This is a genomic window from Pseudanabaena sp. SR411, assembly GCF_002251945.1.
Lineage (GTDB): Bacteria > Cyanobacteriota > Cyanobacteriia > Pseudanabaenales > Pseudanabaenaceae > Pseudanabaena.
The window spans coordinates 1-14,289 of sequence record NZ_NDHW01000079.1 but is presented as its reverse complement, the minus strand read 5'-3'; the positions used below and the strand labels follow the sequence as shown (position 1 = coordinate 14,289).

The following is a 14,289-nucleotide window of genomic DNA, read 5'->3' as shown; positions in this document are numbered from 1 at the left end:
TTTGTCCCCTTAGACGTAGCCATTTCAACCACCAGAACCCCTTACTCATACCGATATCAAAGTCAGTTCGGCGGGATACAAATCTCTGGTAGAGTCAGACATTAGGATTGCGTCTGCTCGGGAATAGGTCGTTTTTCTAGGCTCTATTTCGTCTTAGGGACTCCCTGTTAGCGCCAGTGTCATCTGCAATTGATGTCTGATTGCGCCCTGTTCCCAGCTTCGACCTCCCGTAACCGAGTCGGGTTATCGTGGGCAGATAAGGAGTCAGTCTTGAGTTTAGACGGAAGGGCTTGCACCTTCATCGTCTGGACAGTTAAGCTAGTCTTGGGAGACTTGGCTCTGATGGTTATGTACGGACTGATTACCGTGATTCACCATCAAACGAATCGCACTACTTCTTTCCTTACAGGTGTGCGGCGGAGCCGCACATCTTATCGCAAAGGTTAGAAAAGGAGAGCTTCGCGCCCCTTTTCTAACCTTTGCGATAAGATGGAAAAAACAAATTGGATTTTCACATGACACGAATTTGTATTCTTGGTGGTGGTTTTGGCGGTTTGTATACTGCGCTTAATCTATCTCGTTTACCTTGGGCGGTCATGCCTGAAATTATCCTGATCGATAAAAGCGATCGCTTCTTATTTACGCCATTTCTCTATGAGCTAGTCACAGGAGAAATGCAGGAATGGGAGGTTGCCCCAACTTTTACCGAATTGCTTGCCGATACTGGTATTCAATTTGTGCAGGGTTTAGTTACTAGTATTGATCTTGAAACTAAGCAAGTAGAAGTTAATATTGGTCAGCGTAGTGTTTTGACCTATGATCGCCTTGTATTAGCGATCGGTGGAGAAACTCCGATGAACCTTGTCGATGGTGCGGCGGAATATGCTATTCCATTCCGCAATCTCAATGACTTCTATCGCCTTAACAGCAAATTAGAACTATTAGAAGCATCCAATCGAGACAAAATTCGCGTCTGCATCGCAGGTGGAGGCAGTAGTGGTGTAGAACTTGCCTGTAAAATTGCCGATCGCCTTAAAGAACGTGGTCGCGTTCGTCTAGTTGATCGCAATAACAAAATTTTAAGTAACTCCACAGACGCAAATCGTAAAATTGCGGAACTTGCCCTCTCGCAACGTGGTGTCTGGACTGATCTCAATACGCGAGTTTTACAGGTAAATGATGGTGAAGTTACCCTCGACTATAGCGATGGAAGTGATACTTTACCCGTTGACATTGTGATGTGGACAGTGGGCAGCACCTTCTCGAAAATGCTCCAAAATCTACCACTTGAGCATGGTCGGCAAGGAGCGATCGCCTCGGAGCCAACCTTACAAGTTAAGGGATATCCTGATGTATTTGCGATCGGTGACTTAGCAAGTTGCTTTGACTCGAATTCTAGTCTTGTCCCTGCTACTGCACAGGTAGCTTTCCAGCAGTCCCAATATTGTGCTTGGAATATTTGGGCAAGTCTGAATCAAAAAGCACTGGTTCCCTTTAGCTATATTCCCCTCGGGGAGTTTATTAGTTTAGGGATTGATGGCGCAACTGCTTCCATTTTTGGCAAGTTCAGTATTGATGGATTGCCCGCCCATGTGATGCGGCGATTAGCATATTTATTGAGAATGCCTACCCTACAGCATCAATGGAAGCTTGGCTCGCACTGGTTGACTAAGCCTTTGATTGAGATGTTCAGAAAATCCGTAAATTAATCAGGTTATTCTTGCTGCTAAGCGGGAAGAATAACCTGATTAATTAGCGATCGCCTACATAGAAAACCTATGAATGATTCTTCATCGAATTCCCCACAAGCAGCATCTTGGCTTGATCACATTGGCAACTGGAATCCCCAATTATTGCGAGAGATTCGGGGCAAGCTGAAATTGCGTAATCTGATCGTGGCGATCGGCTTATCGTTACTGTTTCAGGTCTTGTTGCTTTTGTTCTATAGCCAACGCATACCTAATGAAGAGTGTTATGCCCAAATCCGTGGTTTTGGTTGTGCCGCTTCTTGGCAAGATTGGTGGTTAGAGCAGTTTCGGGTGATTACTTGGACTGAGCCGTTTGTTTTATTTTTGGCAGGGGTTTATAGCCTCGTAGCTGACCTCTCATTAGAAGATTACAAAGGCACGCTTAACTTTATTCGCATTAGTCCGCGATCAAGCATCAATATTCTCATGGGCAAGATCATGGGTGTGCCTTTGCTAGCCTATATCAGCATCGGACTATCGATCCCCTATCACTTGACTGCGGCGATCGGCGCAAATGTCCCGATCGCCTTTTTATGCAGCTTTTACATATTGATCATCGGAACAGCATTTTTGTTATTTAGTGCTGCTCTGTTGCTTGCCCTACTAAGTGGTTGGCAAGCTAAATTTGGCGGACAAGTATCCGCAGGTGCTTTGTTATTTTCATTTATTACCTTTATCTGGATTGCCCCGTCCTTTATGTGGTGGAATATCTTCACAACATGGAGCTCCTTTAGCAAAGTCTTAGTAGGCGGACGGATCGACCCGATCCAAGCTGAATGGTGGTATTTGCCAATTACATCGAATATTTGGACTTCACATATTTTTACAATTAGCAACTTAGCAATTTTGAGCTTTGCGATTTGGCGAATCTTAGAACGCCGCTTTCACAATCCCAACGCCACTTTGGTTAGCAAAGCTCAAAGCTATGTCGCCACTACCTATCTAGAGATCTTGATGCTCGGCTTTTGTGTGCAGACAGGTTTTGCCGATAAGGGCTTGTATGGAGAATTTCAGTTCATTCTGTTACTGATTATTTACTTTCCCAATTGTTTTTTGCTTTTTATTACAATTACCGCTTTAACACCACACAGACAATCTCTCTTAGATTGGGTAAGGTTTGGAGCCTTATCGACGACCGAGGAGCATCCGACTGGATTTGGCTATATTCTGCGGGATTTGATTTGGTCAGACAAAAGCCCAACCCCGATCGCGATCGCCCTAAATCTTGTATTTACGCAAGTCCCTATTTTAATTTGGGTCAACACTTGGAATGACTCAGCCCAGCGAGATAAAGCGATGGTGGTATTAGCCTCTTTTACGCTCACCATGTTTTTGTTTGCCCTAATCGCCCAGTTGGTTTTGTTTTTGAAAACACGCAACCCTTCAGCATGGATGACAGGGATAATTTCTGCGCTAATTTTTCTACCAATTTTGATTATGGCTAGTCTATCGATTAGTCCCGATCGCTATGCTGGATTATGGCTATTTTTTGGATATCCTTGGTTTGTTGTGTCAAACATCAAACTTTCCGATATTATTTTGGCATTCGCGGGACAAATTTCTGTAATAATTGCGCTGACATTACAACTCATTTATCAGCTACAACGCGCTAAAATGCGAGAGACTTAGTGACACCTTAGTAGACGTTTGAACACAACATGGCACAGTCAACCACTGCTAAACAGTTTGCCACCTCAACGGGTACAGTCCCCGATGTGGAGCTACAGCGAGTATTTAAAATGTTCGGGACAAATACCGTTGTCCAAGGTGTCGATCTGCAAGTCCAGCGAGGTGAGCTTTTTAGCATTTTGGGCCCATCAGGTTGTGGCAAAACAACTTTACTAAGGCTAGTTGCAGGCTTTGAAGAGCCATCAGCAGGTGAAGTGCTGATTCAAGGCAATCCAATGACCTATATTCCCGCCTATCAGCGACCTGTAAATACGGTTTTCCAAAGCTATGCTCTTTTCGGTCATATGACCATTTTTGATAATGTTGCGTTCGGCTTGTCAGTCAAAGGTGTGCCTAAGCCAGAAATTCAGCAAAGGGCTAAGGATGCACTCAAGCAAGTCCGACTTGATCACATGAGCGATCGCTATCCTAGTCAAATATCAGGTGGTCAGCAGCAACGGGTTGCCCTCGCACGCGCCCTCGTCAATCGCCCCAAAGTGATTCTGTTAGATGAGCCATTAGCAGCACTCGATTTTAAACTCCGCAAAGAAATGCAGGTGGAGTTATCCAACTTGCAGTATGAGCTGGGGATTTCCTTCATTATGGTCACCCACGATCAAGGCGAAGCTCTAGCAATTTCTTCACGAATTGCGGTCATGAACCAAGGTCGAATCGAGCAAATTGGTACACCATCAGAAGTTTATGATCGCCCTTCTTCAGCATTTGTCGCTGATTTTGTGGGCGAAACAAATTTGTTTGAATGTCGAGTGATCGAGCAGGATGGCGCATTTGTCGAGTTGCGATCTTCCACAGGTTTAGCGATCGTGGCGGCAAAACCTAAGCATTGGTTGCCGATTCCCGAAGCAGTGGTCAGTGTGCGTCCCGAAAAAATCAAGCTTTCCACCGAATATCCCAACCAGCCCTACAACACCTATCGCGGTATTCTCAATAATGTGTTGTATCTAGGCGATCACTCTCAGTTTGTCGTGGATCTACATGCTAGCGAAAATGTGCCGCCCGTCAGAGTCATGCTAGTACGTTCTAATCACCAAGGCGAAAAGACTCCTCCCTTTGATAGTCAGGTCTATGTTTCATGGATGCCTGAAGATTGTGTTGCTCTTCCCAAAACTACAGTCGCGACCTAAATTTTCACCTAAATTTCTATTATGCATATCTCTCGGCGAAAATTTCTTAGACAAACTGCCTATGCTGCATCGGCGATCGCTAGTGCTTCAACCCTTGCTGCCTGTGGCATTTTTGAGAAGAGTCCCCAAGAAACTGAGTCTGGTGGAGAGGATGTAGAACGCCCAGTGACTCAGGATAAACGCACGTTATATCTCTATGGTTGGGCTACTTACATTAACAATCAAGAGGTTTTAGAGGATTTTACTAAGGAAACGGGGATTGCCGTTGTTGGTGATGCCTATGACTCTAATGAAGTCATGCTGGCTAAGCTAGAGGCTTCGGGGGGAAGATCTGGGTATAGCGTCATTTATCCTAGCGATTATATGGTGACGCAGATGCGGGACTTAAAGCTGCTTGCGCCTCTAAATAAAAAGTTATTACCCAATATCAGAAATATTGCGCCCAATTATTTAGAACTGCCCCACGATCGCGGTTCAATATTTAGTATCCCTGTAAGTCTAGGCACAACAGGAATTGCCTATAATGTCGAGGCGGTTAAGTCAGTGATTGGGGAAGAGCCGATGGACTGGAGTTATCTATGGGAACACAAAGAAAAACTACGAATTACCCTTGTTAATGATCCGCGTGAAGTGATCGGTATGGCTTTACATATTCTTGGTCATTCTTACAACACCAAAGAAACTGAAAAGATTGAGCAAGCTTTCCAAAAATTACAAGAATTGATGCCTGCGATCGCCAACTTCACCACGGATGCATGGCGCGATCCTCTTGCTTCAGGCGATCTGATGATGTGCATGGCTTTTTCAGGTGATGCGATTAGCTTGGCAAGACAAGATCCGAATATCAAATATGTGCTGCCCAATAACGGTACGTCAATTTGGACGGATACCATGGCTATCCCCAGAGGTGCATCAAATATCGAAGGCGCTCATGCGTGGATCAATTATGTAATGCGTCCTGAAGTTGCCGCTAAAATTAGCGATGCGAATAGTTTTGGTACAACTAATAAATTGGCAAAAACAATGATTCCTGATGACCTAAAAGCGATTAAGGCTCTAGAACCATCGGAAGCGATTACTGCCAAAAGCGATCGCATTGCCAAGCTCGATCCTGAAGTTCTCCAAGTATATGAAGGTTTCTGGACACGCTTAACCACAGGTTTAGGATAAAAATTCTCGTTGTGAGAGTTGTATTTGACTCTTAGTAACCCTAAAAGATCTCGCAATCATTCCTGAAGACTATATGACATCATCACCTTCCCCTAACCCAACCAGCAATATTTCTCTAGGTAATCATCCTTTTATCTGGGGCAATATCGCTTTACTTGCGGGTGTGCCTTGGTTATTGGCGCTAAGTATGGCGGGCTTAGCGGTTGGTGATCCTGTCTTTCCTGCGTGGTTTGAGATATTTCTGCTGGGATTTCCTGCGATCACCTTAGCGGCGTGGGTGCAGTGGCAACAGCCAATTTCTCCATTTAGTCTATGGTTTGTATCTAAGCCAAGCGAGAGTCTAAGTGAGCCAGAGCGACAGATCCTGACGTTAGTCAAGCAACATCGCAATGGTTGGTATGTAACGGGATGGATTGCGGCAATAGTCGCGATCACTATGAGTGCCATATTTTGCAAGCTCTATCTAACTGCACCGTTAGCTCAAGTCATTGCGCCATTTCCTGCAAGTTTGCGCTTATTTGGGATTATTTGGGCGGAGATTTTCTTTTTATTGAGTAATATTTTGGCGCAAGCGGGAATATCAGCTTTACGAATTAAGTTAACGGCTGAGTCAGATATCCATAGCTTGCAACCCTTTGCAGTTGATAAAATCAAAAACAACTTTACAAATATTGGTTGGCGATCGCCCCAGTTATTAAAGTTTTTTGAAGAGGATGCGATCGTCGAAGTCAGCAACAATTTACCTCAAGGAAAAATTGCTAGCGAAGTTGCTGACGAGGCTAGTGATCAGTCTCCAGATGTAAAAGAATCTCCAGAGCAAGAGACTGAAGAAACAGCACCTAGCAATGTTGAAATTACATCGGCTTTAGAACCTACTGAGCTTAGTTCAGAATCTCAGATCGAAACAATTATAGATGAAGAGATTGTTCAAGAATCTGAAGTTGCCGATGTTAGCCCAGAGGATCAGCTTGTAGAAGAAGTTGACGAATTAGAGATCAGTGAGATTATTGCTGAAGAATCTGTAATCGAAGCAATTGCTGAGACTGAAACTGAGCAGGTTGAGGTTGAGGCGTTTTTAGATGTTCCAGATGTGATCGCAGAGACTCAGACTGAGGAATCTACAATCTCTGAAAATGAGACTGTTTTAGAATTTGCTGATATTAGCTCAGATGTTCAGCTTGTTGAAGAAGTTGACGAATTAGAGATTAGTGCGATCGTTTCCGAAGAATTTGTAATCGAATCAATTGCTGAGCCTGAAATTGAGCAGATTTTTGAAGAACCTCAAATCGAGTCAGTTTTAAATCAAGAATTAGATCCAGAGATTGTTCAAGAACCTGAACAAGTAGATCCTATTGAAATCTTTGAAGAATCTGAAGTTGAGACACCCCCAGACACTCTAGATGCGATCGCAAAGACTGAGATTGATGAATCTTCAACCTCTGAAAATGAGCCTGTTTTAGAATTTGCTGATATTAATATAGATGATCAGCTTGTTGAAGAAGTTGACGAATTAGAGTTCAGTGCGATTGTTGCGGAGGAATCCATATTTGAGGCAATTGCTGAGCCTGAAGTTGAACAGCTTTTTGAAGAACCTCAAATTGAATCAGGTTTGAATCAAGAACTAGATCAAGCAATTACTCAAGAACCTGAAGAGTTAAATCCTTTTGCCTCCGATGATTCCATTGACGAAGCGCTTCCTGTTGAAACAGAACTAGAGATTTCTGATACTGCATCTGAGTCCACAATTGAAGATCCTGAGATTGAGAACATTGTTGAAGAAACTGACGAATTAGTTGCCTTTGAGACTGATGAAGATCCTGATCTGACATTTTTAGAAATTCCAGATTCTAGCTCAGAGGCAACCCTTGAAGAAACTGAACAGGCTGACGCTAGTCTAGATCCGACTGATACCTTTCTAGATGAACAGCTTGCAGAGGATAAAGAAGAATTAGAATCTATTGAAACTGTCGAAGATTCGGACGTTGAGGTGGTTGATAATACAGCCACAGCAAATGATGACAAAAGAGGGATAGACTTTTTTAAAAAGTTGCGTAAAACGGGAGTTTCACCTAAAAAACTTGGTTTTGGTAAATCGATTAAGCGAAATGATCTTCCTGTAAGCATTCCAGAAGTTTTTGAACCTGAGCCAGAGATTATTAATGAGCTAGATCAATGGACTAATATTGAAGCGATCGCTGATCCCATAGAGCCAGAGTTGGAAAGCTTTGACAGCGAAACTCAAGATTTTGATGATGAATTAGATGAGCTAATTGCTTTTAATGCTTATGTTGAGAATATTCTCAAAGAATACTTAGAAGATAATGACGAAGAATCTGAGGATGTTGACAATAATCTGGAAACTGTGCAGATTATTGAAGCAACACCAGAATTAGATATTGAAAGCAATGTTGAGCAGAGCCTAGTCGATGAGGAATCTTTAGATGAGGAAAGTTCTGAACTAATTGATCCATCCATAGTTTTTGACCCAACCCAAGAAGCGATCGCTCAAGAAAATGTAGAATCTTTTACCGAAAATCTACCAGCATTAGATACTCAAGTTAGTGAGGAAAGTTCTGAAGAGATAGCAAGTAATGACCAAAAAATTCAAGATGCTAAATACTTAGTTCAAGAATTTCTGGTTGATAAGTTTTTTGCAAGATTAGAACAATTGAATAACGTAGATAAAGTTAACCAAGAAAAAGAGCAACCTCAAGAAATTCCTTCGGAAATTGATACTGAAATAGATGAGTTTGCAGATCTGGAAGCGCTTTTAGATGGAACTCCCTTAAATGAGGATAACAATACTGAGGATTTAAGCGATCGCAATTCCTGACCACTGTACTTGTGGCGCTCTAGGTAGGGGATTGGGGTTATTTAGAAAATAACGTCGATAGGAAAAGAAGATTTCCTCATGTTGCAAAGTGCAGTAAGGGGCGATCGCCACATTTTCTGTTGGCAATCCTAATTCTTGAAGCTGTTGCACTTGGACTTGACGTAAATCGAGCTTGACTCTTTCTGGATGCTCATCAGGTTGTACCCCCACAGCTTGACTAATTGTAGCTGTAACCTGTTGAGCCACATCTTGAGATACTTGATAGACCTGTCCCGAAATTGCGGGGCCAAGCGCTACTCGCAAATCCTTTAGCTCACTACCTTGATCGCATAATGTCTCGATCGCCTTAGTCACGATCCCCGCAGCAGTGCCGCGCCATCCCGCATGGACAGCCGCAACTGAGCCTAACCTGCGATCACCTATCAATACAGGTACGCAGTCAGCAGTACATACCCACACCGACCGATTGATCCCATTGCATGTAGCCCATACCCCATCAGCTTCAGGTAAGTTCGTATTTGGCGCAGTTTCGATTTCATCGGCATGTATTAAGCGGTTGCCATGAACTTGTTTAGCTCGATAGGCTTTGCCCGATGTGACTAAATGATTATGCAAATCGGTTGGTAATTTAGGAGCATGCGATCGCGTAAAAAATCCATGTCGCCAGTCAGCTAATAGGTCGCAAGTTAGTACGTTGTCTCGCCATTGCCATTGATTCGCGTTCATTGATTTAGAGTTTTAAAAGTAATGATCCTTCAATAAACTTGATCCTAACTTAAAAAGAAGAAGAGGTAACGCTTTGTTCCCTGTTCATTCTTTAGCATGACTTATACCAAAACAAAAAATGGCTACGCCATTTTTTGTTTTGGTATAAGTCATGCTGGGTTTGTTTGTTAATTCACAAAAGTGTGACAACACTTTTGTGAATTGGTATTACAGCACTTTGCGCTCAAACCAAAACCAAGAGATTTTTTAAAAGCGTTGCTTTGCAACGCTTTTAAAAAATCTCTTGGTTCGGTTGCAAAAAACTTAATTGTGGTTTTAGTTTGAGTGCAAAGCGTTGTCCATTAATGATGTAACTGCACAACTCTATTATTAATAGGCTGAAGGGGACGCGCATCAACTTGATAGATTTTGGTAAATGTTTCAATCTGTTCTTCGGAAACAGTGATTGGCTCCACAAAGATATTCCAGCTAACACCCTCACTGCATGGAGGTGTAGTTAGAGAGCCACTATAGCTATAATAAGCCTTGTTGCTAGGCAAGAGATTAGCCGCATTAATTAGGCGATCGCTAACCATGTTGGTTTCGCCAATATCAGGAATTTGCTTCCAAATTTCGGCAATTAGAGGATTTGACTTACCTTCATTGAGCAGAACTCCCACCACAGCGAGTTGTCCTGCATCATTGCGATGGACGAGATGAAGTTCCATTGCTGCGGCGCGATCCTTAATTTCATGTTCACTTGGAGTATGAAAATGGAACTGGAGTAATGAGTATTGCTTACCATTAATACTCACAGTACTACCCTGAGCATAGTTCACTTGAATCGTGTGACCGTTGTTGACAATACTCAAAGGAGAGGGTTTATAGTCAAAACTGATTTTTGCAGGACTGTCTTCTATCGCATTTTTGATGTTGATTGGGGACTGATCTTTACCTAATTCACACATTGTAAAATCGTTGCTGAGTTTACCCCATTGAGTAGGATTTGTTGCACCGCCATAACTCCATTGGAGAAAACCAGCATCTGCTAAAACAGGTGTCGCTAGTAGCAACAATGTCACTAGGGCGATCGCTACTAGCGATATTAACTTTTTGCCATAATTTCTATTGATTAAATTCATTAGTATATTATCTCTTCTATTAAATTTCTAGGTAATCATGCAAAGTAATTGTGTTGTGGGCGCGAAGCGCCCACAACACAATTACTTTGCAGCAATATTAATTTCTGAAAGTTAAAGTTAATATATAACAACCATTGAGATTTGCGCCGAATTGTTACAACTTACAGTGTTCTGCGATCAAACAAATCCAAACCAAGAATTTTTGTAAAAGTGTTGGTTCGGGTTTCGCTCAGTAAAAAAGAGAGATGAGCAGCGCTAAGCGCTGCTCATCTCTCTTTTTTTTTAAGTTGATCACGACTTTTTGCGGCTTGCAGAGCAAAGCGCTATAAAATGTATTGAGTAGTTATTTAAAAATTCACAAAAAATTAATTTATGTCGCTAACGCCTGCTTTATTTGGTCAACTCGCACAAGCAATGGGCATATTTGTATTAGTCTGTGCCTTAATTACAGGACTAGCTGTAGCCTTTAAGTGGAGTTGGCGCTATCGAATGGTAGGAGCAACTTTATTTTTCGTCGTTTTGGTTGTGGGGCTTTTCTCTCTCAGTTTTGAGCCAATTACCCGCTCATCTATTGAAGGAGCTGTTCCATTTAAGCTTGTTTATGATCGCTTTGGTCCACAAGCCACGATCGCTGTTGCACCAACGATCACCCCTGAACAACTTGAGTCAACTTTAAAACAAGCTAGTAGCAACTTATTTTCTTCGGGGCGCAATGGTCAAGGTGAGTCACAATTAACTATTTATGCCAGAACCGTAGTTCATGTGCGCGAGGGAGTATCCAAACCATTATATTTAGGACGTGTCAAGCGATCGCTAAGCTTACGAAATGATCCAAATATAGAATTAGAGGTATTTACTGATAAATTTGCGGAATTACCTAAAGATACAACCTCATAAAAAAACAGAGAGATTGCTTAGTAATCTCTCTGTTTTTTTAATCATCTACAACGCTTTTAAGAAATATATGGTTTAATTCTAGAAATTATCCATGCAAGACTTCTTTTAAAACTATGCGAGAAACTTTCTCTGAAACATTATCAGCCTTGTTAGACTGTGTAAATCGTATCAGCGAATCCGAAGCATTAACTAAACAACAACAAGATGATTTACAAAATATTAAATCCCTTGGCGTAATTCTAGCAAACTGCTTTGATAATGTAGATAGAGAGACAATCAGTCTTAGGCAAAGAATTAAAGAACTCAATCAATCGATCCTAAGCATAGAATTCAACAATGAATATGAAGATGAAAGTTATACTTTACTAGCATTGATTTTTGCCCGCTTAAGACAGGCGATAAATATTGATGAATTACTTGATTCTGTTGTTTTAGAAACGTATCAGTTATTACAAAATGATCAAGTGATTGTCTATCAACTAAGCGATCAAGTTGAAGATATACCACCTATTCAATACGAGTCTGTTAGTAATTCTCGATACTCGCTTCAGGGGCAAGGTCTCCCGTCGATCTATACTGATCCCCAATGGCTAGAAAGCTTTCAAAAATGTATTAGTCACGTTATTCCTAATATCAATGATGATGATGTTGATCCTAGGATTTCAACATCACTAGCTCCTTTAGGTATCCATTCAGCAATTGTCATTGCTATTCCTCAAGGTAATAAATTATGGGGATTATTAATAGTCCATCAATATAATAGTCCACGCAGTTGGCATAACTGGGAGATCGAAATACTTGAAAAGATAGGAACTCAATTAGCAATTTCTATTCACCAAATCCAATTACTCGCTAAGTCTAATGACATTAGAATTGAGAGGGATCAAATAATTGCCAAACTACATCATAATCAGCTTCATGACTCATTAACAGGTTTGCCAAATCGCAACTCATTTATGGAGTCTCTAGATTTAGCATTTGCAAAATTACAAACTGGCTCTAATCGTAACTTTGCGGTTCTATTTATAGATTGCGATCGCTTCAAATCAATTAATGATGATTTTGGCATTTCAATTGGCAACAAGCTGCTACAAGAAATCAGTAAACGCATAATTGCATATCGTGATATCAATATAACTATTGCCAAAATTGATAGTGATGAGTTTGCACTTTTAGTTGAAAATATTGACAGTGCTAATCTTGGGGGCGAAAATTTTGTTGTCAATTTAGCTGAACAAATTTCCGAAAGTATTAAACAGCCGTTTCTGATTGATGACAATCAATTTTTTATCTCTGTCAGCATTGGTATAGCTATTAGCGATATTGAATATATCTATGCTAATGAAATTTTACGAGATGCCCATATTGCCATACATCATGCACGTAGCCTCGGCAGAGGTAAACAGGCTTTATTTAGAAATAATATGAACCAAGGGGCGAAAGTACGTTGGCAATTAGAATCTGATTTACGCCAAGCAATCGCCCATGAAGAATTTTATCTAGTCTATCAACCCATAGTTTCATTACATCAACATAAGTTAACAGGATTTGAAGTTTTACTCCGTTGGATGCATCCATTACAAGGGCTAATCTCTCCACAGGAATTTTTACCAATTGCCGAAGAAACTGGAGAAATTATTCAGATTGGATATTGGGTTTTTGAAACAGCTTGTAGGCAGTTATATCAATGGCAGCAAACATTTTCTGATATTCTATCGCTCACTCTAGGAATTAATGTTTCTACTATCCAAGTTGTCCAACCAGATTTTGTGGAACGTATTCAAGAAATTATTGTATGTAATCAAGTTTTACCTAGCTTAATTAAATTAGAAATTACCGAAACAATTTTGATGGATAACATCGAAATTTCTTCTCAAAAACTGGAGCAACTTCGAGAAATTGGGGTTCAAGTATATATTGATGATTTTGGTACTGGTTATTCTTCCTTTAGCTATTTACAAAATCTGCCCATCGACGTTTTAAAAATAGATCGCAGCTTTACGAGTAAAGTCTCTACTGATGTTAAAAGTCAAAGAATTATTCAGTCGATTTTACGCTTGGCAAACAACCTTGGTATGGGAATTATCGTTGAGGGGGTAGAAACAGCTCAAGAGTTAGATTATTTTGAAGGTCTAGGTGGCAGTAGTATTGAGGTACAAGGTTTCTTTATTTCACATCCCTTAGATAGTGAAAGAGCCACTCAATGGATTCAATCAAATATTTAATCTATAGCAATACAAGTTTGGCTTAAACCCAAAAGAGTGAAGGCGGCGCTTCGCGCCGTCTTCACTCTTTTACTGGAGTCTAGACTAAGTTGATTAAGAAAATCAAAAAAAGAGCAGGAAAAAGTAACCCAGAGAATGGATAACTGAGCAAATCCAAGAGAATGAAAAGGAGAATATCTAGGATTAGGAATTAAGGATATCTTTGTTGACCTTTTTTGGACGAGAAGCGCGTTTTTTGATGATGGGAAAGCGAGGAAAAGGAGCTCGTTTGCGTCCAGATTTCCAGCCAAGAGACTTACCGCGCGGTTTAGGAGAACAAGCAGGAGAGCCAATCCTGACTAAAAGTGTCGCAAAGCCCTGAGCGACACGACCAAGAGAGAGATTGGTTTGAGGTTTCTGCCAAGGCAAAGGACTATCAATAACCAGTTGACGCGCCAGCCACAATTGCCAAGAGAGCAAAGGCATGAGGTCACTCCACCGCAAAGCTTGTTGAGGAGTCAACAAATGAGGGAGAGTCCAATGTAAACGTTGTTTGGCAAACCGATTCCAGTGGTCGATGGCAAAACGGCGTAAGTACAAGCGCCAAAGTTGAGGCAAAGTTGGCATATTTTCACCGACCCAAGCTAACCACAAACCAGAGCAATGGGGATGGGTTACTCGAATGACTTGGAAATGTCGTTGGGCTGCTTTTTTAAAGTGTAAATTAGACCATTGCTGGATTAGCACCTGTCMGACTGTTTCATCTTCTAGGGTAAA

10 protein-coding genes and 1 pseudogene are annotated in these 14,289 nt (G+C 41.3%); 8 read left to right on the top strand and 3 right to left on the bottom strand.

All coding sequences use genetic code 11. The features are described 5' to 3' along the window. Positions 1 to 192: 192 nt before the first annotated feature. From B9G53_RS26740 to B9G53_RS07170, 6 genes are all read left to right on the top strand, one after another. The gene (locus tag B9G53_RS26740; RefSeq protein WP_141211729.1) at positions 193 to 447 is read left to right on the top strand and encodes a hypothetical protein; all 255 of its coding nucleotides are present in this window, start codon (positions 193 to 195) and stop codon (positions 445 to 447) included. Between the two features lie 68 nt (positions 448 to 515). Continuing rightward, positions 516 to 1,709 carry an NAD(P)/FAD-dependent oxidoreductase gene (locus B9G53_RS07190; protein WP_094530656.1) on the top strand — a complete coding sequence of 398 codons (1,194 nt, stop codon included), beginning with the start codon at positions 516 to 518 and terminating at the stop codon, positions 1,707 to 1,709. Between the two features lie 69 nt (positions 1,710 to 1,778). Beyond that, positions 1,779 to 3,377, top strand: a complete 1,599-nt coding sequence (locus tag B9G53_RS07185) for a hypothetical protein (RefSeq protein WP_094530653.1) — start codon at positions 1,779 to 1,781, stop codon at positions 3,375 to 3,377. Between the two features lie 29 nt (positions 3,378 to 3,406). Further along, positions 3,407 to 4,561, top strand: a complete 1,155-nt coding sequence (locus B9G53_RS07180; protein WP_094530651.1) for an ABC transporter ATP-binding protein — start codon at positions 3,407 to 3,409, stop codon at positions 4,559 to 4,561. A gap of 21 nt (positions 4,562 to 4,582) precedes the next feature. After that, positions 4,583 to 5,731 carry a spermidine/putrescine ABC transporter substrate-binding protein gene (locus tag B9G53_RS07175; protein ID WP_094530649.1) on the top strand — a complete coding sequence of 383 codons (1,149 nt, stop codon included), beginning with the start codon at positions 4,583 to 4,585 and terminating at the stop codon, positions 5,729 to 5,731. Positions 5,732 to 5,804: 73 nt separating this feature from the next. Beyond that, positions 5,805 to 8,564 (top strand): low-complexity tail membrane protein, encoded by a 2,760-nt coding sequence (locus B9G53_RS07170; RefSeq protein WP_094530647.1) that lies wholly within the window; start codon positions 5,805 to 5,807, stop codon positions 8,562 to 8,564. Here B9G53_RS07170 and pgeF read toward each other — a convergent pair. Next, on the bottom strand, positions 8,544 to 9,290 hold the full coding sequence (gene pgeF, locus B9G53_RS07165; protein WP_094530645.1) for a peptidoglycan editing factor PgeF: 747 nt from the start codon (positions 9,288 to 9,290) through the stop codon (positions 8,544 to 8,546). The two genes, B9G53_RS07170 and pgeF, sit on opposite strands and share 21 nt — an antisense overlap. 341 nt (positions 9,291 to 9,631) lie before the next feature. Further along, entirely contained in the window at positions 9,632 to 10,411 is a 780-nt protein-coding gene (locus B9G53_RS07160; protein WP_094530643.1) for a carbonic anhydrase, read from the bottom strand. Between the two features lie 372 nt (positions 10,412 to 10,783). Between B9G53_RS07160 and B9G53_RS07155 the strand changes: the two genes are divergently transcribed. Together B9G53_RS07155 and B9G53_RS07150 are read left to right on the top strand one after the other, a co-directional pair. Further along, the gene (locus B9G53_RS07155) at positions 10,784 to 11,308 is read left to right on the top strand and encodes a Ycf51 family protein (RefSeq protein WP_094530641.1); all 525 of its coding nucleotides are present in this window, start codon (positions 10,784 to 10,786) and stop codon (positions 11,306 to 11,308) included. Positions 11,309 to 11,421: 113 nt separating this feature from the next. Beyond that, a complete protein-coding gene (locus B9G53_RS07150; RefSeq protein ID WP_094530639.1) occupies positions 11,422 to 13,533 on the top strand; it encodes a bifunctional diguanylate cyclase/phosphodiesterase in 2,112 nt (703 codons plus the stop codon). Positions 13,534 to 13,716: 183 nt separating this feature from the next. Here B9G53_RS07150 and B9G53_RS07145 read toward each other — a convergent pair. After that, positions 13,717 to 14,289 (bottom strand): annotated as a pseudogene (locus tag B9G53_RS07145) (transposase); the annotation flags it as partial.

Bases quoted from the DNA above. Each gene is read 5' to 3' on its own strand.
- B9G53_RS26740 (WP_141211729.1), top strand. From the start codon at position 193: ATGTCTGATTGCGCCCTGTTCCCAGCTTCGACCTCCCGTAACCGAGTC.
- B9G53_RS07190 (WP_094530656.1), top strand. From the start codon at position 516: ATGACACGAATTTGTATTCTTGGTGGTGGTTTTGGCGGTTTGTATACT.
- B9G53_RS07185 (WP_094530653.1), top strand. From the start codon at position 1,779: ATGAATGATTCTTCATCGAATTCCCCACAAGCAGCATCTTGGCTTGAT.
- B9G53_RS07180 (WP_094530651.1), top strand. From the start codon at position 3,407: ATGGCACAGTCAACCACTGCTAAACAGTTTGCCACCTCAACGGGTACA.
- B9G53_RS07175 (WP_094530649.1), top strand. From the start codon at position 4,583: ATGCATATCTCTCGGCGAAAATTTCTTAGACAAACTGCCTATGCTGCA.
- B9G53_RS07170 (WP_094530647.1), top strand. From the start codon at position 5,805: ATGACATCATCACCTTCCCCTAACCCAACCAGCAATATTTCTCTAGGT.
- pgeF (WP_094530645.1), bottom strand. From the start codon at position 9,290: ATGAACGCGAATCAATGGCAATGGCGAGACAACGTACTAACTTGCGAC.
- B9G53_RS07160 (WP_094530643.1), bottom strand. From the start codon at position 10,411: ATGAATTTAATCAATAGAAATTATGGCAAAAAGTTAATATCGCTAGTA.
- B9G53_RS07155 (WP_094530641.1), top strand. From the start codon at position 10,784: ATGTCGCTAACGCCTGCTTTATTTGGTCAACTCGCACAAGCAATGGGC.
- B9G53_RS07150 (WP_094530639.1), top strand. From the start codon at position 11,422: ATGCGAGAAACTTTCTCTGAAACATTATCAGCCTTGTTAGACTGTGTA.